We start from the raw sequence: 19844 nt of genomic DNA on the forward strand, positions 1-19844 counted from the left end.
TGCGTCACGGGACGAGGAGGACCTTCCCCGTCGTCTCCCTGCGCTCCATCGCGGCATGCGCATCGGCCGCCCGCGCCAGCGGGAACGCCTCCCAGGAGGGCACCAACTCCCCCTTGGCGGCCGCCTCCAGGGCGGCCCGCTCGTGCTCGGGGGCGCGCTCGGGGTGGCCGAGCAGCTCCAGGAGCGCGTTGACGTACGACGTGCCGCGCTCGGCGAGTTCCTCGGGCGTCGGCTCGAAGGGCTCCTGCGAGGACCACCCGATGGCGACGAACCGCCCACCCGCACCGAGCAACTCATAGGCGCGGGCGGCCTTTTGACCCCCGACCCCGTCGATCACGACGGTAACGGGCCGATCCGCGCCGAGCCCCTCCCTGAGGGTGTCCGCCCACCCGTCCTCGTTGTAGTCGACGACGACATCGGCACCGAGGGCCCGTACGGCGGCGGTCTTGGCGTCCCCGCCCGCCGCGCCTACGACAGTCGCGCCGAGCGCGTGGGCGTACTGCACGACGAGCCGCCCGACCCCACCGGCGGCGGAGGTCACCAACACCACGTCGTCGGAAGTGAGTTGGGCGGATGCGAGCAGCCCCATGGTGGTCGCCCCGGTCCCCACCATGGTCACCGCGCCCTCGGGCCCGAGCCCGTCGGGCAGCACGTGCAGCCTCTCGACATCGGCGACGGACAACTCGGCGTACCCACCGGGCGACGTGCGCGCGGCGACCACGGAACGCCCGATCCACCCGGGGTCGACACCCGGTCCCACGGCATCCACGGTCCCCGCGGCCTCACCGCCGAAGACGGCGGGCAGTTCGGGCAGCGGGGGCGCCATGTCGGAGGCGTCCCCCCGGCGCAGCACGGTCTCGACGAAGTGGGTCCCCGCGGCCCGCACGGCGATCCGCACCTGCCCGACCCCCGCGACGGGATCGGGCAGGGTCTCGTACCGCAGGTTCTCGGCGGGACCGAACTCGTGCAGGACGACAGCGCGCATGGTGTGCTCCTCAGAACGTCAGAACGTCGATGCACACCAGCGTCCGACCTCAATCAAACTTGAGGTCAAGCTTCAGCAGGACCGTCTCACAACTTCCGGGCCACCTCGGTCGCCCAGTAGGTCAGGATCATGTTCGCGCCCGCGCGCCTGATGCCCGTCAGGGACTCCATGATCGCCTGGTCCCGGTCGATCCAGCCCCGCTGGGCCGCCGCCTCGATCATCGAGTACTCGCCACTGATCTGGTACGCCGCGACCGGCACGTCCACCGCGTCGGCGACCTTCGCCAGGATGTCCAGGTAGGGACCCGCGGGCTTGACCATGACCATGTCGGCGCCCTCCTCCAGGTCGAGGGCCAGCTCCCGCAGGGACTCACGGCTGTTGGCCGGGTCCTGCTGGTACGTCTTGCGGTCGCCCTTGAGCGACGAGCCGACGGCCTCGCGGAACGGGCCGAAGAAGGCGGAGGAGTACTTCACGGTGTACGCGAGGATCGACACGTCCTCGTGGCCGACCTGGTCCAACGCGTCGCGGATGACGCCGATCTGACCGTCCATCATGCCGCTCGGACCCACCACGTGGGCACCCGCGTCGGCCTGGACCTGCGCCATCTCGGCGTACCGCTCAAGGGTCGCGTCGTTGTCGACCCGGCCCTCGGCGTCGAGCACGCCGCAGTGCCCGTGATCGGTGGTCTCGTCCAGGCACAGGTCGGACATGACGATGAGGTCGTCACCGACCTCGGCCCGCACGTCGCGGAGCGCGACCTGGAGGATGCCGTCAGGGTCGGTGCCGGCCGTGCCCACGGCGTCCTTCTTGGACTCCTCGGGGACGCCGAAGAGCATGATCCCGGAGACTCCCGCCTCCATCGCCTCGACGGCCGCCTTCTTCAGGGAGTCACGGGTGTGCTGGTAGACCCCGGGCATCGCCCCGATCTCCACCGGCTCGCTGATCCCCTCGCGCACGAAGGCGGGCAGGATCAGATCGGCCGGATGCAGCCGCGTCTCGGCGACCATGCGCCGCATGGCAGGAGTGGTCCGCAGCCGACGCGGCCGCGCTCCGGGGAAGGACCCGTACTTAGTCACTGACGTCACCTGGATTCGTGGTGCTGCTGTTGTGGGGCGGGCCATGGGCCCGCCCCACCGAACCTACGGTGCGGTGCGTCGCCGACGCGAACCGGGCCGACGCTCACTGGGCCGGGTGACGGGATCCCCGGCGTCAAGAGCCGCCGCCCTCCGCCGGGACCCGAACTCGGCCAACGCCTCGGCCAGCTTGTGGACCGACGGCTCGGGAGCCATCACGTCCACCCGGAGCCCGTGCTCCTCCGCGGTCTTCGCGGTGGCGGGCCCGATACACGCGATCACGGTCACGTTGTGCGGCTTGCCGGCGATGCCGACGAGGTTGCGCACGGTGGAGGACGACGTGAAGAGAACGGCGTCGAAGCCGCCACCCTTGATCGCCTCGCGGGTCTCGGCCGGCGGCGGCGACGCGCGCACGGTCCGGTAGGCCGTGACGTCGTCGACCTCCCAGCCCAGGTCGATGAGCCCGGCGACCAGCGTCTCCGTGGCGATGTCGGCCCGCGGCAGGAAGACGCGGTCGATCGGGTCGAAGACCGGGTCGTACGGCGGCCAGTCCTCAAGAAGACCGGCGGCCGACTGCTCACCGCTGGGCACCAGGTCCGGCTTCACGCCGAAGGCGATCAGCGCGGCGGCGGTCTGCTCGCCGACGGCCGCGACCTTGATCCCGGCGAAGGCCCGCGCGTCGAGCCCGTACTCCTCGAACTTCTCGCGCACCGCCTTCACCGCGTTGACGGAGGTGAAGGCGATCCACTCGTAGCGGCCCGTGACGAGCCCCTTGACCGCGCGCTCCATCTGCTGGGGCGTGCGCGGCGGTTCGACGGCGATGGTCGGCACCTCGTGCGGCACCGCGCCGTACGAACGCAGCTGGTCGGAGAGCGAAGCCGCCTGCTCCTTCGTACGCGGCACGAGCACCCGCCACCCGAAGAGCGGCTTCGACTCGAACCACGACAGCTGGTCGCGCTGGGCGGCCGCCGAGCGCTCGCCGACCACGGCTATGACGGGCTGCCCGCCATCCGGCGAGGGCAGCACCTTGGCCTGCTTGAGCACCTGCGCGATGGTGCCGAGCGTCGCGGTCCAGGTGCGCTGGCGCGTCGTCGTACCGGCCACCGTCACCGTCATCGGGGTGTCGGGCTTGCGGCCCGCGGAGACCAGCTCACCGGCGGCCGCGGCCACCGAGTCGAGCGACGTGGAGACGACGGCGGTGCCGTCCGACGCACCCACCTCGTTCCAGCAACGGTCCGACGCCGTACGGGCGTCGACGAAGCGCACGTCCGTGCCCTCCGCGTCGCGCAGCGGCACACCCGCGTAGGCGGGCACACCGACGGCGGCCGCGATGCCGGGCACCACCTCGAAGGAGATGCCCTCGGCGGCGCAGGCGAGCATCTCGCCCGCCGCGTAGGTGTCGAGGCCCGGGTCGCCGCTGACCGCGCGCACGACCCGCCTGCCACCCCGCGCCGCCTCCATGACAAGATTGGCGGCAGCTCGCGCGGCGGGCGCGTCGGCGGTCGCTGACGCATCGTCAGCGGTCGCAGGCCGGGGTGTGTCCACACCTCCCCTGGCGTGCACACGGACGACGTCGAGCACATCGGGCTCGGCGATCAGCACATCCGCTCGGGCCAGCGCCTCGACGGCGCGCAGGGTCAGCAGTCCCGGATCTCCGGGTCCGGCACCCAGGAAGGTGACGTGCCCGTGTGCGGGAGTGCCGGGAAGGTTCGAGGTGGGGCTCAAAGTGCTCGCTCCCCCATCAGACCGGCCGCGCCCTTGGCGAGCATCTCGGCCGCGAGTTCGCGGCCCAGCGCCATGGCTTGGGTCTCCGTCTCGGGCACGGGACCGGTGGTGGACAGCTGCACCAGCGCCGAGCCGTCGGTCGTACCGACGACGCCGCGCAGGCGCATTTCCTTGACAATCTGCCCGTCGGCCAGCAAGTCGGCCAGCGCGCCCACGGGCGCGCTGCAACCGGCTTCCAGGGCGGCGAGCAGGGACCGCTCGGCGGTCACGGCGACCCGGGTGTACGGGTCGTCGAGCTCGGCGAGCGCGGCGGCGAGTGACGCGTTGTGCGCGGCACATTCGATCGCCAGTGCCCCCTGGCCGGGGGCGGGCAGAACAGTGTCGACCGACAGGAAGTCGGTCACCTCGTCGATCCTGCCGACGCGGCTGAGTCCGGCGGCGGCGAGCACGACGGCGTCGAGCTCCCCCTTGTGCACGTATCCGATGCGGGTGTCGACGTTCCCGCGGATCGGCACGGTCTCGATGGTCATGCCGTGGCTGCGCGCGTAGGCGTTCAGCTGCGCCATGCGGCGCGGCGAACCGGTGCCCACGCGGGCGCCGTCGGGCAGCTCGGCGAAGGTCATGCCGTCGCGCGCGACCAGGATGTCGCGCGGGTCCTCGCGCACCGGCACGGCGGCGAGCGTCAGCTCGTCGGGCTGCGCGGTGGGCAGGTCCTTGAGCGAGTGCACGGCGAAGTCGACCTCGTCGCGGACCAGCGCGTCGCGCAGCGCGGCGACGAACACACCGGTGCCGCCGATCTGCGCCAGGTGCTCGCGCGAGGTGTCGCCGTACGTGGTGATCTCCACGAGCTCGACGGTCCTGCCCGTCAACTGCTGTACGGCTTCGGCCACTTGGCCGGACTGGGCCATGGCCAGCTTGCTGCGCCTGGTCCCGAGCCTGAGGGCCCTCTCGGTCATGCCCGGCCTCGATTCGGGTCGTCGTTCTCGTTGTTCAAGTGGTCGGCGCGGCTGACCGCGGCGACCGTCTGCGGGTCGAGGTCGAACAGCGTGCGCAGCGCGTCCGCGTACCCGGCGCCGCCCGGCTCACTGGCCAGCTGCTTGACCCGCACCGTCGGCGCGTGCAGCAGCTTGTCGACGACGCGGCGCACGGTCTGCGTGATCTCCGCGCGCTGCTTGTCCGCGAGACCCGGCAGGCGTCCTTCGAGCCGCGCCATCTCACCGGCCACCACATCGGCGGCCATGGTGCGCAGGGCGACCACGGTCGGCGTGATGTGGGCGGCCCGCTGCGCGGCGCCGAACGCGGCGACCTCGTCGGAGACGATGCCCCGCACCCGCTCCACGTCGTCGGCCATCGGGGCGTCCGCGGACGCCTCGGCGAGCGACTCGATGTCGACCAGGCGCACCCCGTCGATGCGGTGCACGGCGGCGTCGACGTCCCGCGGCATGGCGAGGTCGAGCAGCGCGAGCACGGCGGTGCGCGCGCGTCCCGCCGACGGCGAGGGACGGCGCAGCTCGGGCACCCGGCCCGCGACGCCCGCGGCCGTCGCCAGGGCGGCGATGGCCCCGGCCTCGGCCTGCGGTCCGCTCTCCCGCCGCTCGGCGGGCGCGTTGTCCACCCAGGCGGCGTGCTGTTCCAGGGTCGCGGCGTCCATGCCCGCGACGGCGTCCTCACCTGCGACGGAGAAGCCGCCCGGCGCGGAGAGGTCGAAGGGGCAGTCCTCGTCGCCCGCGACGGCGGGACGCGGGGCGGCCTGTTCCGCGACGCCCGCGACCCGGCTGCCCGCGGTCGGCGTGCGGCCCGCGACGGCCGCCGTGACGGCGTCGGCGCTCAGTACGAGACCGGTCGCGCCGGTGCAGGAGACGGCCACATCGGCACGTGTCAGTTCGTTCGCGACGGCGTCCATGGTGACGGCACGCGCGCTCACGCCGGTGCCGCCGGGGCCGCGCAGGATCTCCGCGAGCCGCTCGGCGCGGTCCAACGTGCGGTTGGCGACGACGACTTCCTCTACCCCGGCGCGCGCGAGCGTCGCCGCGGCGAGCGAGGACATGGAGCCCGCGCCGATCACCAGGGCGCGCTTGCCCTTCGCCCAGGTCTCCACCGGCTCGCGCACGGCGAGCTGTTCGAGGCCGAAGGTGACGAGCGACTGCCCGGCCCGGTCGATGCCGGTCTCCGAGTGCGCCCGCTTGCCGACCCGCAGGGCCTGCTGGAAGAGGTCGTTGAGGAGCTTGCCCGCGGTGTGCAGGTCCTGCGCGCGCGCCAGGGCGTCCTTGATCTGCCCGAGGATCTGCCCCTCGCCGACGACCATCGAGTCCAGCCCGCACGCCACCGAGAAGAGGTGGTGGACGGCCCGGTCCTCGTAGTGCACGTACAGATAAGGAGTGAGCTCTTCGAGGCTGACACCGCTGTGCCGGGCGAGCAGCGTGGACAGCTCGGCGACGCCCGCGTGGAACTTGTCCACGTCGGCGTACAGCTCGATGCGGTTGCACGTGGCGAGCACCGCGGCCTCGGCGGCGGGCTCGGCGGCGAGCGTGTCCTGCAACAGCTTCGCCTGCACGTCGGCGGGGAGCGCGGCCCGTTCCAGGACGCTCACCGGAGCGCTGCGGTGACTCAGCCCCACGACCAGGAGACTCATGCCGGCATCACGGCGGGGACGTCCCCGTCGGGTCCCTTGCGCTGCTGCTTGGCGGCGGCGGGGGGCAGCACGCCGTCGGCGGCCGCCGCTTCCTCACCGGCCTTGCGCTGCTCGTGGAAGGCGAGGATCTGCAGCTCGATGGAGAGGTCGACCTTGCGCACGTCGACGCCGTCCGGCACGGACAGGACGGTCGGCGCGAAGTTCAGGATGGAGGTCACACCGGCGGCGACGAGCCGCTCGCAGACCTGCTGGGCGGCGCCGGCCGGGGTCGCGATGACACCGATGGAGACGCCGTTGTCCTCGATGATCTTCTCGAGCTCGTCGGTGTGCTGCACGGGCATCCCCGCGACGGGCTTTCCGGCCATTGCCGGATCGGCGTCTATGAGGGCCGCGACACGGAATCCACGCGAGGCGAAGCCGCCGTAATTGGCCAGCGCGGCGCCGAGGTTACCGATACCGACGATCACAACCGGCCAGTCCTGGGTCAGACCCAGTTCACGGGAGATCTGGTACACGAGATACTCGACGTCGTAGCCCACGCCGCGCGTCCCGTACGAACCGAGGTACGAGAAGTCCTTGCGCAGCTTCGCGGAGTTGACCCCCGCGGCGGCCGCGAGCTCCTCGGAGGAGACCGTGGGTACCGAGCGCTCCGACAGAGCGGTGAGGGCTCGGAGGTACAGCGGAAGCCTGGCGACGGTGGCCTCGGGAATCCCTCGGCTGCGGGTCGCCGGTCGGTGAGTTCGGCCAGTTGCCACGGTGCTCCTGCGGGTAGAGCGGGGCTGCAGGCGGTCACTCGTCCCCAGACCGCCCCGTCGAATGCAGGCTATGTCTTTGTGAACGCGTGCACAAAGATGGTGTCCGATTTGCCCGGCCAACGTGACCGGGGTCACGCGCCCCCGGCGCGCGGTTGTGGAACCGGCGCGCGAAGAGCGGCGTCGCTCACTTGATGGGGGCAAAACCGCACACACTCCTCACGATCATCGCCCCCGAGACCAAAACCGCCCCAAAGCGTAGACGACTTTGCGGGTTCTTTGGACTGCTCGGTCAGTACCTACTGCCGCCGAGCGGTCAGCTCGCGCCGCAGGCGATCTTCGTCGACCCGCCAGAACGTGTGCTGCTCCCCGTCCACGAGGACCACGGGGATCTGTTCCCAGTAGGCACGGTGCAGTTCCTCGTCCTCGGTGATGTCCTTCTTCTCCCAGGCGGCACCCACCTCGGCGCAGACCTTCTCGATCACCGACTGTGCGTCATCGCACAAATGGCAGCCGGGCTTCCCGATCAGGGTGACGAGCCGCTCCCGCGGCTCCTTCTTCTCCGTACGGCCGCCGCTGCGACGAAAAATCGGGCTCATACCCGCCATTCTCACCCGCCCGACGCGCCCGGCGGACACCGTGCGCGAAGTCCGTTTAACGGCCGGGTCGCGGAGAGTTCACAGGCCCGAATCCTCCCGACTCCGGAACCACCGAACAAACTGGCTATGCTCACGACATGGCCGCTCTCGGATGGCTCACCCCCCGTAGGCGCTCCGCCACCGCGCGGAGCGTGTTGGCAGGCGAGGCCTCGGCTGAGGCAGCGCGCAAGTCCTCCCAGGAGTTGGAGGCACGCGAGGAGGAGCTCGCCGCGGCCGCCGCGCCACAAGAGCCGGCGGAGCCCGAGTTCCCCGTCGCGGGCGACACCAAGGCCGCCGCCTTCTTCGACCTCGACAACACCGTGATGCAGGGCGCCGCGATCTTCCACTTCGGCCGCGGCCTGTACAAACGGAAGTTCTTCGAGCGCCAGGAACTGTTCCGATTCGCCTGGCAGCAGGCGTGGTTCAGGCTCGCGGGCGTCGAGGACCCCGAGCACATGCAGGACGCCCGCGACAGCGCCCTGTCCATCGTCAAGGGCCATCGCGTCGCCGAGCTGATGTCCATCGGCGAGGAGATCTACGACGAGTACATGGCCGAGCGCATCTGGCCCGGCACCCGCGCCCTGGCCCAGGCCCACCTCGACGCGGGCCAGAAGGTCTGGCTGGTCACCGCCGCCCCGGTGGAGATCGCCACGGTCATCGCCCGGCGCCTCGGCCTGACCGGCGCGCTCGGCACCGTCGCCGAGTCCATCGGCGGCGTCTACACCGGCAAGCTCGTCGGCGAACCCCTGCACGGACCCGCCAAGGCCGAGGCCGTCCGCGCCCTGTCCGCCGCCGAGGGCCTGGACCTGGCCCGCTGCGCCGCGTACAGCGACTCGCACAACGACATCCCGATGCTCTCGCTGGTCGGGCACCCCTACGCGATCAACCCCGACGCCAAGCTGCGCAAGCACGCCCGCGAGCGGGACTGGCGGCTGCGCGACTACCGCACGGGCCGCAAGGCCGCGAAGGTCGGCATCCCGGCCGCCGCGGGCGTCGGCGCCCTCGCGGGCGGCGCGGCCGCCGCGATCGCGCTGCACCGCCGCCGCCACTGAACGCCACGAACCGCCGCCACTGAGCGTCGCCGACCCGCCCTCGACACGGAACGTCGCCGACGGGCGGCCCTCAGGCGTGCATCCGCGGTCACACAACGACACCGAACGCCGCCGACCGCACCCGAAAGTCCCTGCGCAGCGCGCATTCCCACGGTCCTACCCCGCCGTGTCTCCCGCCAGTCACGTTGGTTGAACTCGGCCACAACACGCCCTGCGCAGTGACGGAATGTGAACTAATCCGATCAACAAACGCTCACTCTCTGGTACTTGATCAGGCTCCGATCCGTAACAGAAGCGACGTAATCGATGATTTGAGCAACTGGGTGTAGCGCTGCCTGTACGAAGCGTTATTCTCCTCAGACGCATAACGGGACCCGACACATCGCTACGACGGGTGAACGGTCCCGCACTGCACGTGATGGAAGCTCTGCCTCTGGGAGTCCCGTGTACCCACACGTCGGGGTTGACGCCTCGGGCCTGGCTACGCTGCGCGCAACGGTCGTCGACCGCTTGCGCGGCTTCGTCCCCACCGCGTACGCCGTCCCCGCCGTCCCCGCCTTCGCCGTCCCCGCACCCGCCGGGCCGTGCTATGCCCTGGCGGACGGTGGTGCCGCTGTCAGCAGACGGGCCCGTTCCGGCTCCGCCGCCACCGCCTCCACCTCCGCCCCCCGCCGTCCCGCGGCGGACAGCGACAGCGCCCGCATGATGGACCTCGTCGAACGCGCCCAAGCCGGCGAGTCCGACGCCTTCGGCCGCCTCTACGACCAGTACAGCGACACGGTCTACCGCTACATCTACTACCGCGTGGGGGGCAAGGCGACCGCCGAGGACCTCACCAGTGAGACCTTTCTGCGCGCCCTGCGCCGCATCGGAACCTTCACCTGGCAGGGCCGTGACTTCGGCGCCTGGCTGGTCACCATCGCCCGCAACCTGGTCGCCGACCACTTCAAGTCGAGCCGCTTCCGCCTGGAAGTGACCACCGGCGAGATGCTCGACGCCAACGAGGTCGAGCGCAGCCCCGAGGACTCCGTCCTGGAGTCCCTCTCGAACGCGGCACTCCTCGAAGCCGTGCGCCGCCTCAACCCCCAGCAGCAGGAGTGCGTCACCCTGCGCTTCCTCCAGGGGCTCTCCGTCGCCGAGACCGCGCGGGTCATGGGCAAGAACGAGGGCGCGATCAAGACCCTCCAGTACCGCGCGGTGCGCACCCTGGCGCGCCTGCTCCCGGACGACGCCCGGTAGCACTCCGTAGCGCTCGGTAGCGCTCAACTCACCATCCGTGGCGGCCAGATGGCCGCCACGGCCCTTCCTCGATTCTTCGCGGTCCGATCATCTTTCGTCCGTAACCCAAGTGCCGCGACGCTCGTTGTGCGGGATGCAGGCTCCCTGTGGTCGCTCCCTGGCTACCTCTGCTCACTCGATCGTGTGTAAGTGGTCAGGAGATGCAACCCTCAGGACCCCCTGGGGAGTCGACCGTCATGACGCGAGAGGAGGTGCCGCCAGTGATCGCGAACGTATCGGCACACCGGCGGGCGAACGCCTTCGCCCAGGCCCTGGAGGAGCAGTCCGACCAGGACTCGGCGGCCGGGCAGTCCGAAGAATCCACCACAGACCCCGGACCACCCGAATCAGCCCCGCACAGCGCCCTGCTGGCCGTGGCCGATGCCCTCGACGAGCTGCCCAAGCCGCAGCTCGACCCCGAGGTCAAGGTGGTCCAGCGCGCACAGCTCGTGGCCGCGATGGAGGCCATGTTCCTGGAGGGCGCCACCCCCGCGGTCCCCGAGCAGCGCTCCCGCAAGGGGGCCCATCGCGCGGTCTCCCTGCGCAAGTTGCGGCCACGTTCCCGGCTGTCCAAGGGCATCGCGGCGGGCGGCCTCACCGTCGGCGTCGCGGCCGGAGCGTTCAGCGGCGTGGCGGCCGCCAGCTCCGACGCCCTGCCGGGCGACTCGCTGTACGGCCTCAAACGCGGCATGGAAGACCTCAAGCTGGGCATGGCCGACGGGGACACCGACCGCGGCCGGATCTACCTCGACCAGGCCTCCACCCGGCTGAACGAGGCCCGCAGGCTCATGGAGCGCGGCCGCGCGGGCGACCTCGACCACGAGTCCCTGAGCGAGGTCAGACGCGCCCTCTCCGGCATGCGGTACGACGCCACCGAGGGCCACCGCCTGCTCCACGAGGCGTACCAACGCGACGGCTCGCTCGGCCCGATCCAGGCGCTCTCCTCGTTCTCGCAGTCGCACCGCGAGAGCTGGAGCGACCTCCAGGGCCGCCTGCCGGTCCAGCTGGGCGACGTCGGAGCAGAGGTCAACTCCGTCTTCGACGCCATAGACCAGGAGGTCGGCCCGCTGCGCGCCCTGCTGCCGAAGACCCCTGAGAAGGGCGGCGCGACCGGCCGGGCGCCCCGGAGTTCCCAGGGCACCGAAGGCCGCGAGCAGCGTCCCGCCCAGGGCACCGAGGGCACCGGCAGGCACCGCGGCAGCGCGGACCACGGCAGCAGGCCGCGGCCCGCCGCCTCGGACAGCCAGAGCGAGGGCCTGCTCGGCGGCAGTGCGGGCGGCCTGCTCGACCCGCCGTCCGAGAAGACCACGCCGGCGCCGTCGGACGGCAAGAGCAAGCCCGGCGGCAAGGAAAGCTCGCCGGACAAGCCCGACGTCACGCTGCCTCCGGTCCTGCCCGGCCTGCTCCCGGAGCTCGGGATCGACGCCGACGACGCGAAGTAGCTCGCGGACGGTCGCAGGGGTTCAGTATGCCGATGGGGCGCTCTCCCAGCTGGGAGAGCGCCCCATCGGCGTACCTGCGGCACACCGTCGTACGGGAAGAACACCGCTCGACCTGGGCGGGAGAACACCGGCTAGAAGAACACCGACCGCCGCTGCACCAGCAGCTTGTACAGCGAGTGCTGGATCTGCTCGCGCACCTGATCCGTCAGGTTGAACATCAGCATGGGGTCGTCCGCCGCCTCCGGCGGATAGCCGTCCGTCGGGATCGGCTCCCCGAACTGGATCGTCCACTTCGTCGGCAGCGGCACCGCGCCCAGCGGACCGAGCCACGGGAACGTGGGCGTGACCGGGAAGTACGGGAAACCGAGCACCCGCGCCAGGGTCTTCGCGTTGCCGATCATCGGGTAGATCTCCTCCGCGCCGACGATCGAGCACGGCACGATCGGCGACCCCGTGCGCAGCGCCGTCGAGACGAAGCCGCCGCGCCCGAACCGCTGGAGCTTGTACCGCTCGCTGAACGGCTTCCCGATGCCCTTGAAGCCCTCCGGCATCACCCCGACCAGCTCGCCCCGCTCCAGGAGCCGCTCCGCGTCCTCAGCGCACGCCAGGGTGTGCCCGGCCTTGCGGGCCAGTTCGTTGACCACCGGGAGCATGAAGACGAGGTCGGCGGCGAGCAGCCGCAGATGCCGGTCGTGCGGATGGTTGTCGTGCACGGCGACCTGCATCATCAGGCCGTCCAGCGGCAGCGTCCCCGAGTGGTTGGCGACGATCAGCGCCCCGCCGTCGGCGGGGATGTTCTCGATGCCCTTCACCTCGACCCGGAAGTACTTCTCGTAGAAGGGCCGCAGCAGCGACATCAGGACCTGGTCGGTGAGCTCCTCGTCGTAGCCGAAGTCGTCGACCTCGTACTCCCCGGTGAGCCGCCGGCGCAGGAACGCGAGCCCGCCCGCGATGCGCCGGTCCCACCCGCCGCCGCGCGGCTCGGGCACGCCCGGGTCCTGCGCGCGCTCCACCCGCGCCTGCCCGTCCTGCTGTCCTGGCAGTGACTTGACCTCGGTCACGGCCCCGGGATCACCCGTGCGCCGGGGCGCGGACCTGCGGCGCGTGGCGCGCTGCGCACCCCCGCGCGAACGGTCGTCGTCGAACGGAATGACCTTGGCGTCCGCCATCGTTGACGCTCTCCTCAGTTGGCGCTCTGGTGGCCGCCCGCGAGGGGCAGCGCGGCGATCCGGTCGACTGCCCCCGCGAGGGCACTGGGCGGCAGGAGTCCGGGACCCCGGCTGCGTACGAAGTCCGCGAAGGTCCCGGCGGTCGTGTACTTCGGCCTGAACCCCAGTGTCTCGCGCATCTGGCGGGTGGCCACGACCCTGCCGTGCGTGAGCAGCCTGATCTGCTCCGGCGAGAAGTCCGTCATGCCCAGCGTGCGCAGCGCGGAGCCGACCCAGGTGACGGCCGGCAGGAAGACCGGGACGGTGGGGCGGCCGAGCCGCCGCGAGCACTGCGAGAGGAGCAGCTGGCCGTCGCCCGCGATGTTGAACGTGCCGCTGTTGAGCGTGCCGCGCTCGGGGTCGTGCGAGGCGAGCCTGAGCACCTCGATCGCGTCGTCCTCGTGGACGAACTGGAGGCGCGGGTCGTAGCCGAACACGGTCGGCAGGACCGGCAGCGAGAAGTACTCGGCGAGCGGGGACTCCGCGGCGGGCCCGAGGATGTTCGCGAAGCGCAGGACGCACACCGCCACGTCGGGCCGGCGCCGCGCGAAGCCGCGCACATAGCCCTCGACCTCGACGGTGTCCTTGGCGAAGCCGCCGCTGGGCAGGGACTTGGGGGGCGTGGTCTCCGTGAAGACGGCGGGGTCGCGCGGCGCCGAGCCGTACACGCTGGTGCTCGACTTCACCACGAGCCGCTTCACCGTCGGCGACTTCTGGCAGGAGCCGAGCAGCTGCATGGTGCCGATGACGTTGGTCTCCTTGACCGAGCCCCGGCCGCCCCTGCCTATCGCGGTGGCCGTCACGTCCATGTGCACGACCGTGTCCACGGCGTACTCGGCGAGCACCTTGGCGATCGCGGGCTGCCTGATGTCGGCCTGCACGAAGTCGGCGCCGCCCAGATGGTGCTCGGGCGGGACCGCGTCGACGGCGATCACCCGGTCGACCTCCGGATCGCGCTGGACGCGCCGGACGAACCGTCCGCCCAGTTGCCGGGCCACTCCGGTCACGAGCACGACCTTGCCCAAGATCAGCGCCTGCCTTTCACGTGTGTCCCGGCCCACGCTAGCGGGTGGATGTTGCGCTGTGATGACCGTGCGCTGCGGGAAGTGACGACGGACACAGGGGTACGTACGGACCAAGGGCACAGGAGTACGCACCTGCCGAGCCGTCCGGGTACCCGTGAGTATCCGTGACTACTCGCGGGATGTCCCGAAATCCGGCCGGGAAACAGCGAAGCCCTCCCGCCGGACGGCGGGAGGGCTTCGGAACACGCTGTTGCAGCGGTCGCTTACTTCTTGTTGCGACGCTGAACGCGAGTGCGCTTCAGCAGCTTGCGGTGCTTCTTCTTGGCCATCCGCTTACGCCGCTTCTTGATAACAGAGCCCACGACTACCCTCGCTCACTTCTCTTCACTAAGTGCGGGGCAGCAGACTGGGCCCACACGACCTACGTCGGCCTAGCCTACCCGCCCCTGCGTGAGGGACGTAATCGAGGCCCGATGGGCCCTGTACAGACCCTGCGGCGAGGGGCCCGGAGGCCCCTGCGCTCAACCTGCCTCGACCCCCACATACGACTCGCGAAGGTACTCGTGAACCGCCTGCTCCGGAACCCGGAAGGACCTTCCGACCCGGATGGCGGGCAGATGACCGCTGTGTACCAGCCGGTACACGGTCATCTTGGACACACGCATCACCGAGGCGACTTCCGCCACGGTAAGGAACTGAACCTCGTTCAGCGGCCTCTGGTCTGCAGCCATGACACCCCACCTGAACCTTCCGCACATGACGGGCACCGGCTTCCCCTTCCGGTGACTCTTCGTCTCTGCGCGCTCACTCCCCAGACTAGGGGCGGATGATGCGAGTGGGGAAGAGGAGTAGCGATCGGCCGCCTACTGTGACAGACACGCTCGATTGAGTACATAGCGAGTAAGCGGTCGGTAGTAATCAGACCGCACAGCGTCATCAAGCGGAACGACGACGGACACCTGCCCCTCGGCCTCTCCGACGAACAGCGCGGGATCGTCCGTATCCGCCAGACCGATCGCCTCAAACCCCAGCTGACCTGCTCCGCAGACCCATCCGTGGTCCCCCACGACGAGCTCGGGAAGCGGTCCCCCGGCCTCCGCGGCGGCGTCCAGGACCGCTCGAACCGGGAGCGGTGAATGGGTGTGTGCGCCGGTCTCACTCCCGGTGGGACGCACGCCGGGTTCGCGCACCAGCGCGACTCCTTGTACGTAGTCAAGGTTGTACGTGCGTAGGCCGAACCGGGTCGTTATGTCGACACTGTTGCCCTGCGCGGGGGTGAGGACGGGGCATCCCGCCGCCGACAACGCGTCCGCCAACGCGGCGTAGAACCCGAGGAGTCGGTGCGGATGGCCGGTCCCGAAGAGTACCGGCAGCCGCCTTCGCGCGGCATCCGCGAGCCGCTCCGCGAAGGCGTCGAGCGCCGTCAACGTCCGCTCGGGGTCGATGACATCGGCCCCCGAGGTGTACCGCGGGTCCGCCGAGACCCCGCACTTGTCGGCCATGAGCCGCAGCAGGTCACCCGGCCCCCAACTCCACTCGGGGTCGAGCCCGAGAAGTATCCGCGGGTCCCGCGCCGCGAAGAGCCGATAGCTCCGCAGACTCTCTTCCCGCGAGGTGGCCACAGGCCCGGCCAACCGAGCCGCCAACAGATGCGCACGCAGCGCTCCGGTGCTCAACACGCAGTCGATGCTGGTGCATCACCAAGAAGAGAACCCTCAAAACCCCGGAAATCACCCACAGTTGGCCTAACAAGGGTATTTTCAGCACCGCAGCTTCCAGCCGCTTCGGCTGCCGCCAATTTCAACGCTTCCTGCGGCCGCCGTTTTCAGCCCCTCTGGCGCTCGCTGTTTTTCAGCCCCTCCGGCGTTTGAGGAGCGGGGTCTGGGGCGGAGCCCCAGAATCGCCGAGCACCACGGAACGCTGCACCCCTACGCCAACAGCCCCCGCAAGGGATACGCCGCGCGCCGAGCAGCAAGAACGGCCTGATCAAGACGGTCGGCGGGGTCATACCCCGACTCCCACCCCTTCCAGGAAACCGGCCACCGCCCATCCGTCATCCGCATCGGCCCCAACTGCCGCGTCCGCGCGTACACTTCCTGCCGCCAGCTCTCGGGAATCATCGCCGTCGGCTCGACCGGCCGCCCCGCCGCGACGGCCACGAGATGCGCCCACGACCGCGGCACCACATCCACCACGGCGTAACCCCCACCGCCCAGCGCGACCCACCGCCCGTCGGCGTACTCATGGGCCAGCTCGTGACAGGCGACCTGCACCGCCCGCTGCGCGTCGAGCGATACGGCGAGGTGGGCGAGCGGATCCTCGAAGTGCGTGTCGGCCCCGTGCTGCGTCACGAGCACCTGTGGCCGGAAATCGGCGATCAGCTCGGGCACCACCGCGTGGAACGCCCGCACCCACCCCGCGTCCCCGGTCCCCGCGGGCAGCGCCACATTGACCGCGGAACCCTCCGCGACGGAGTCCGCCCCCGTCTCCTCGGGCCACCCGGTCTGCGGGAAGAGCGTGCGGGGATGCTCGTGCAGGGAGATGGTCAGCACCCTGGGGTCCTCCCAGAACGCCGCCTGCACCCCGTCACCGTGATGCACGTCCACGTCCACGTACGCCACGCGCTCCGCGCCCAGTTCGAGCAGCCGGGCGATGGCCAGCGCCGCGTCGTTGTAGATGCAGAAGCCCGAAGCGGCCCCCGGCATGGCGTGATGCAGCCCGCCCGCGAAGTTCACCGCGTGCAGGGCCTCCCCGCGCCACACCGCCTCGGCCGCGCCGACCGACTGCCCGGCGATCAGCGCCGACGCCTCGTGCATCCCCGCGAAGGCCGGGTCGTCCTCGGTGCCCAGGCCGTACTCCCCGCGCGCGGACGCGGGGTCGGCGGACGCGGCCTTGACCGCGTCCACGTAGTCCTCGCGGTGCACGAGCCGCAGCGTCGAGTCGCCGGCCCGCTTGGCCGCGACCACGTCGAGCTCCCGGTCGAGCCCGAAGGCGTCGACCAGACTTCGGGTCAGCGCGAGTCTGACCGGGTCCATGGGGTGACCCGGACCGAAGTCATAGCCCGTTACTGCCTCGTCCCACATCAGCTGTGCGTGGCCGCTCATGCCCGTCACCGTATCGGTCCGCTTCCGGGGCGAAGGAGCGGGCGTACAACAAGGTCACGAGCACCAACACCATCGGAACGAGCATGGCCCCCCGGTAGTTCCACGCATCGCCGAGCCCGCCCACCAGCGGTGAACCGATGAGGAAACCCACGTAGTTGAAGACGTTCAGCCGCGCGACGGCCGCGTCCGAAGCCCCGGGGAAGAGCCGCCCGGCCGCCGCGAAGGTCTGCGGCACGATCACACAGAGCCCGAGGCCGAGGACCGTGAACCCCGCGATCCCGGCCCACGCCCCGGGCGCCACCGCCACGACCGCGAACCCCAGCGCGGCCACCACGGACCCCACCCGCACCACGGCCACCGCCCCGAACCGCCGCACGCCCAGGTCCCCGAGCCCCCGCCCCACCAGCGTCATGACCATGTAGACGTTGTACGGAACGGTCGACAGCTCCTCCGAGCTCCCCAACACGTCCTGCAAATACTTCGCACTCCAGTTGGAGACCGTCGAGTCCCCGATGTACGCGAAGCTCATGACGAGACACAGCGGAAGCAGCAGCTTGAAGACGACGGGCCCGCCCTTGCCCGCGCCCGCCGCGGCATCCTCACCCGCGTCGCCCGCCCCGGCATCGGCGTACCACCTGCTGCCCAGCAGTGCCGCGGGCAACAGCACCACGACCACCGGCAGATAGGACACGAACAGCGACAGATCCCAGTGCGCCCCCGCCCACGCCAGCGAGGCCCCCGCGATCCCGCCCAGGCTGTACGCGGCGTGGAAACCGAGCATGATGCTCCGCCCGTAAGCCCGTTGCAGACTCACCCCGAGCATGTTCATGGACGCGTCGAGCGCACCCACCGAAAGCCCGAACGCCCCGAGTGCCACGGCCGCCTGCCACATCGCGTCCCCGGCCCCGACCCCCAGCAGCGCCAGGAGCACGACGGGCTGCGACCACCTCAGCACCGCGCTGGGCGGCACCCGCTTCACCAACTGCTCGGTGCACACGCTCGACACACCGGCCAGGATCGGCACCGCCGCGAGGAAGACGGGCAGCAGCCCGTCGGATATCCCGTACCGGTCCTGAATGGCCGGAATCCGCGTCACCAGCAGGGCGAAGGTCACTCCCTGCACGAGGAAGCCGAACGCCAGCGAGGCCCTGCCGCGCCGCAGCACATCTGTCATGGCTGCAGAGCGTAGGGCCCCGGGCTACCCGTGGGTAGGTGGATCACTCAACCAATTTCAGCGGCCCTGGAGGTCCGCCTCGACCATCTCCTCCATGGGGCCGACGGCCAGCCGCCCGCTCACCACGATGGTCAGCGTGATCGTCACCGCGGCGATCACTCCGCCCAGCGCCACCATGGTGTCCACGGGCAGCGTGTACGCCCCGAGGATCCGCGCCACGGCCTCCGCCAGGAGCCCCACGCCCCACACGACGGAGAACGTCCGCTCCAGCCGCCCGAACCGCCCGCGCTCCGCGCTCAGCCGCTCCCAGGACGCGAGCCGCACCGCGTTCCCCTTGGTCACCCACGGCTTGAGCCCCGCCGTCATCAGCGGCCGTCCCGCGACCACCGACGCGAGCACGGCGAGCCCGACCGTCCCGGTGATCCCGCTGTCCTTGGCCAGCATCAGCCGCGGGTCACCGGCGACGAGACTCAGCAGCAGCCCCACGACGTTGGCGGTCAGGATCAGCGCCGCGAGCCCGTTGACCCGCCGCTCCTTGACGAGACCCCACACCGTCCGCCCGGCCGGCACGACGCTGCTCCAGGCCAGCGCCGCCATGGTCCCCATCCCGAAGCCCTTGCTGAGCAGGTAGTACGAGGCGGTGGGCACGAGCGCGTCAAGGACGAGCGGCTTCAGGGACTCGATCCGCGCCTTGCGGGCCTCCGTACCCGCGGCGGCGTGGTCGGCCGGGGTGACCGTGGTGGTGGCGGGGGCTTCGGTGGCGAGCTGGCTCATGATCGGGTTCCTCCGTCGTAGCTGTGTACGTCCCGTTCGTCCGCGACTTCCTTCGCGACACACACAGCTTCGCCCTCGGGCCCTGTCCCCCGACAGAAACGATCGTCCGGACCTGGCAATGACAATTGTCAGCCCGGCCCCGACCGCCCTGTCATACGAGCAGGTCAGCCAACTCCCGCAAGCTGCCGAAGAGTTCGGTGGCACCCGCAAGACGGTCGGCGGGCGTCATGGCGGTGAACCCGTAGACGTCCATCCCCGCGGCCACCGCGGCCCGCACACCGAGCGGACTGTCCTCCACGACCACGCACCTCCCGGGCGCGACCCCCATGCGCTCGGCGGCGTACAGGAAGAGATCCGGCGCCGGCTTCCCGCGCCCCACGTCCTGCGCGCTGAAGATCCGGGACTCGTCGAACCACTTGTCGAGGCCGGTCTTGCGATGCCCCACCCGGATCCGCTCGTGGCTCCCGGAGGACGCCAGACAGTAGGGCACCCCGTCGGCGCTGAGCTTCGCCAGCACGTCGAGGGCCCCGTCCACGGGCTCCAGCTCCCGCTCGAAGGCGGCGAACACCCGCGCGTGAAAGACCTCGTCGAAGTCCGCGGGCAACCGCTCCCCGCTCCGCTCGAACACCAGGTCGTGCACGCGGTGCACGGCAGCACCCATGTAGTCGCGCAGGGAGTCCTCGTACGACGTGGGGTGCCCGAGCTCCGTCAGATAGCCGGCCAGGATCGTGTTGGAGACCGGCTCGCTGTCCACGAGGACGCCGTCGTTGTCGAAGATGACCAGGTCGTATCGCATGCCTCGACCCTAAGCCTTCAGAAAAAGGGCCGGAAATGGACCGGAAAGGGGCCGGAAATGGCCCTGGAACGCAGAAAACCCCCGCACCAATGGTGCGGGGGTTTTCCCATTCAAAATTAGTTCGGCGGCGTCCTACTCTCCCACAGGGTCCCCCCTGCAGTACCATCGGCGCTGTGAGGCTTAGCT

Annotated in this window: 19 protein-coding genes; 3 read left to right on the forward strand and 16 right to left on the reverse strand. The window is 70.7% G+C overall.

Annotated elements, in window-relative coordinates; translation table 11 throughout:
- Window positions 1–4: 4 nt before the first annotated feature.
- The 7 genes from ACIO9J_RS44105 to ACIO9J_RS44135 all read right to left on the reverse strand — a co-directional run bounded on the left by ACIO9J_RS44105 (window position 5) and on the right by ACIO9J_RS44135 (window position 7775).
- The gene (locus tag ACIO9J_RS44105; protein ID WP_402011820.1) at window positions 5–985 is read right to left on the reverse strand and encodes a zinc-binding dehydrogenase; all 981 of its coding nucleotides are present in this window, start codon (window positions 983–985) and stop codon (window positions 5–7) included.
- An 86-nt stretch (window positions 986–1071) separates the two neighbouring features.
- Window positions 1072–2061 (reverse strand): porphobilinogen synthase, encoded by a 990-nt coding sequence (gene hemB / locus ACIO9J_RS44110; protein WP_402011823.1) that lies wholly within the window; start codon window positions 2059–2061, stop codon window positions 1072–1074.
- A 63-nt stretch (window positions 2062–2124) separates the two neighbouring features.
- Entirely contained in the window at window positions 2125–3783 is a 1659-nt protein-coding gene (locus ACIO9J_RS44115; RefSeq protein ID WP_402011825.1) for a uroporphyrinogen-III synthase, read from the reverse strand.
- The gene (hemC, locus tag ACIO9J_RS44120) at window positions 3780–4739 is read right to left on the reverse strand and encodes a hydroxymethylbilane synthase (protein ID WP_402011828.1); all 960 of its coding nucleotides are present in this window, start codon (window positions 4737–4739) and stop codon (window positions 3780–3782) included. Before hemC ends, ACIO9J_RS44115 begins: the two co-directional genes overlap by 4 nt.
- Window positions 4736–6415: a glutamyl-tRNA reductase gene (locus tag ACIO9J_RS44125; protein WP_402011831.1), complete on the reverse strand. Its 1680-nt coding sequence runs from the start codon at window positions 6413–6415 to the stop codon at window positions 4736–4738. The genes hemC and ACIO9J_RS44125 overlap by 4 nt, the downstream gene beginning before the upstream one ends.
- Complete coding sequence (locus tag ACIO9J_RS44130) at window positions 6412–7170, reverse strand: redox-sensing transcriptional repressor Rex (RefSeq protein ID WP_402011833.1); 759 nt, start codon at window positions 7168–7170, stop codon at window positions 6412–6414. Before ACIO9J_RS44130 ends, ACIO9J_RS44125 begins: the two co-directional genes overlap by 4 nt.
- A 296-nt stretch (window positions 7171–7466) precedes the next feature.
- Window positions 7467–7775 carry a glutaredoxin family protein gene (locus ACIO9J_RS44135; protein WP_402011836.1) on the reverse strand — a complete coding sequence of 103 codons (309 nt, stop codon included), beginning with the start codon at window positions 7773–7775 and terminating at the stop codon, window positions 7467–7469.
- A 128-nt stretch (window positions 7776–7903) separates the two neighbouring features.
- Between ACIO9J_RS44135 and ACIO9J_RS44140 the strand changes: the two genes are divergently transcribed.
- The 3 genes from ACIO9J_RS44140 (at window position 7904) to ACIO9J_RS44150 (ending at window position 11577) form a co-directional block, all read left to right on the forward strand.
- Window positions 7904–8857: an HAD family hydrolase gene (locus tag ACIO9J_RS44140; protein WP_402011839.1), complete on the forward strand. Its 954-nt coding sequence runs from the start codon at window positions 7904–7906 to the stop codon at window positions 8855–8857.
- Between the two features lie 444 nt (window positions 8858–9301).
- Window positions 9302–10096, forward strand: coding sequence for an ECF subfamily RNA polymerase sigma factor, BldN family (locus tag ACIO9J_RS44145; protein ID WP_402011842.1), 795 nt, complete (start codon window positions 9302–9304; stop codon window positions 10094–10096).
- A gap of 260 nt (window positions 10097–10356) precedes the next feature.
- Window positions 10357–11577, forward strand: a complete 1221-nt coding sequence (locus ACIO9J_RS44150) for a DUF5667 domain-containing protein (RefSeq protein WP_402011845.1) — start codon at window positions 10357–10359, stop codon at window positions 11575–11577.
- Window positions 11578–11708: 131 nt separating this feature from the next.
- On the opposite strand, the gene ACIO9J_RS44155 is transcribed toward ACIO9J_RS44150, so the two are convergent.
- From ACIO9J_RS44155 to ACIO9J_RS44195, 9 genes are all read right to left on the reverse strand, one after another.
- Window positions 11709–12746 carry a lysophospholipid acyltransferase family protein gene (locus ACIO9J_RS44155; RefSeq protein WP_402011847.1) on the reverse strand — a complete coding sequence of 346 codons (1038 nt, stop codon included), beginning with the start codon at window positions 12744–12746 and terminating at the stop codon, window positions 11709–11711.
- Window positions 12747–12760: 14 nt separating this feature from the next.
- Window positions 12761–13810 (reverse strand): NAD-dependent epimerase/dehydratase family protein, encoded by a 1050-nt coding sequence (locus ACIO9J_RS44160; RefSeq protein ID WP_402011850.1) that lies wholly within the window; start codon window positions 13808–13810, stop codon window positions 12761–12763.
- Between the two features lie 263 nt (window positions 13811–14073).
- Window positions 14074–14172, reverse strand: a complete 99-nt coding sequence (locus tag ACIO9J_RS44165; RefSeq protein ID WP_003948845.1) for a 30S ribosomal protein bS22 — start codon at window positions 14170–14172, stop codon at window positions 14074–14076.
- A gap of 159 nt (window positions 14173–14331) precedes the next feature.
- Complete coding sequence (locus ACIO9J_RS44170; RefSeq protein ID WP_157869005.1) at window positions 14332–14541, reverse strand: helix-turn-helix domain-containing protein; 210 nt, start codon at window positions 14539–14541, stop codon at window positions 14332–14334.
- A gap of 132 nt (window positions 14542–14673) precedes the next feature.
- Window positions 14674–15489 (reverse strand): phosphatase, encoded by an 816-nt coding sequence (locus ACIO9J_RS44175; protein WP_402011853.1) that lies wholly within the window; start codon window positions 15487–15489, stop codon window positions 14674–14676.
- Between the two features lie 249 nt (window positions 15490–15738).
- The gene (locus ACIO9J_RS44180) at window positions 15739–16914 is read right to left on the reverse strand and encodes an acetoin utilization protein AcuC (RefSeq protein WP_402011856.1); all 1176 of its coding nucleotides are present in this window, start codon (window positions 16912–16914) and stop codon (window positions 15739–15741) included.
- A complete protein-coding gene (locus ACIO9J_RS44185) occupies window positions 16865–18088 on the reverse strand; it encodes an MFS transporter (protein ID WP_402011859.1) in 1224 nt (407 codons plus the stop codon). Before ACIO9J_RS44185 ends, ACIO9J_RS44180 begins: the two co-directional genes overlap by 50 nt.
- Before the next feature lie 57 nt (window positions 18089–18145).
- The gene (locus tag ACIO9J_RS44190; protein ID WP_402011862.1) at window positions 18146–18862 is read right to left on the reverse strand and encodes a VC0807 family protein; all 717 of its coding nucleotides are present in this window, start codon (window positions 18860–18862) and stop codon (window positions 18146–18148) included.
- Window positions 18863–19013: 151 nt separating this feature from the next.
- Entirely contained in the window at window positions 19014–19658 is a 645-nt protein-coding gene (locus ACIO9J_RS44195; RefSeq protein ID WP_402011865.1) for an HAD family hydrolase, read from the reverse strand.
- Between the last annotated feature and the right edge of the window lie 186 nt (window positions 19659–19844).

The sequence above is a fragment of the Streptomyces sp. NPDC087300 genome (genome assembly GCF_044744425.1).
In the GTDB taxonomy this organism is placed as follows: Bacteria; Actinomycetota; Actinomycetes; order Streptomycetales; family Streptomycetaceae; genus Streptomyces.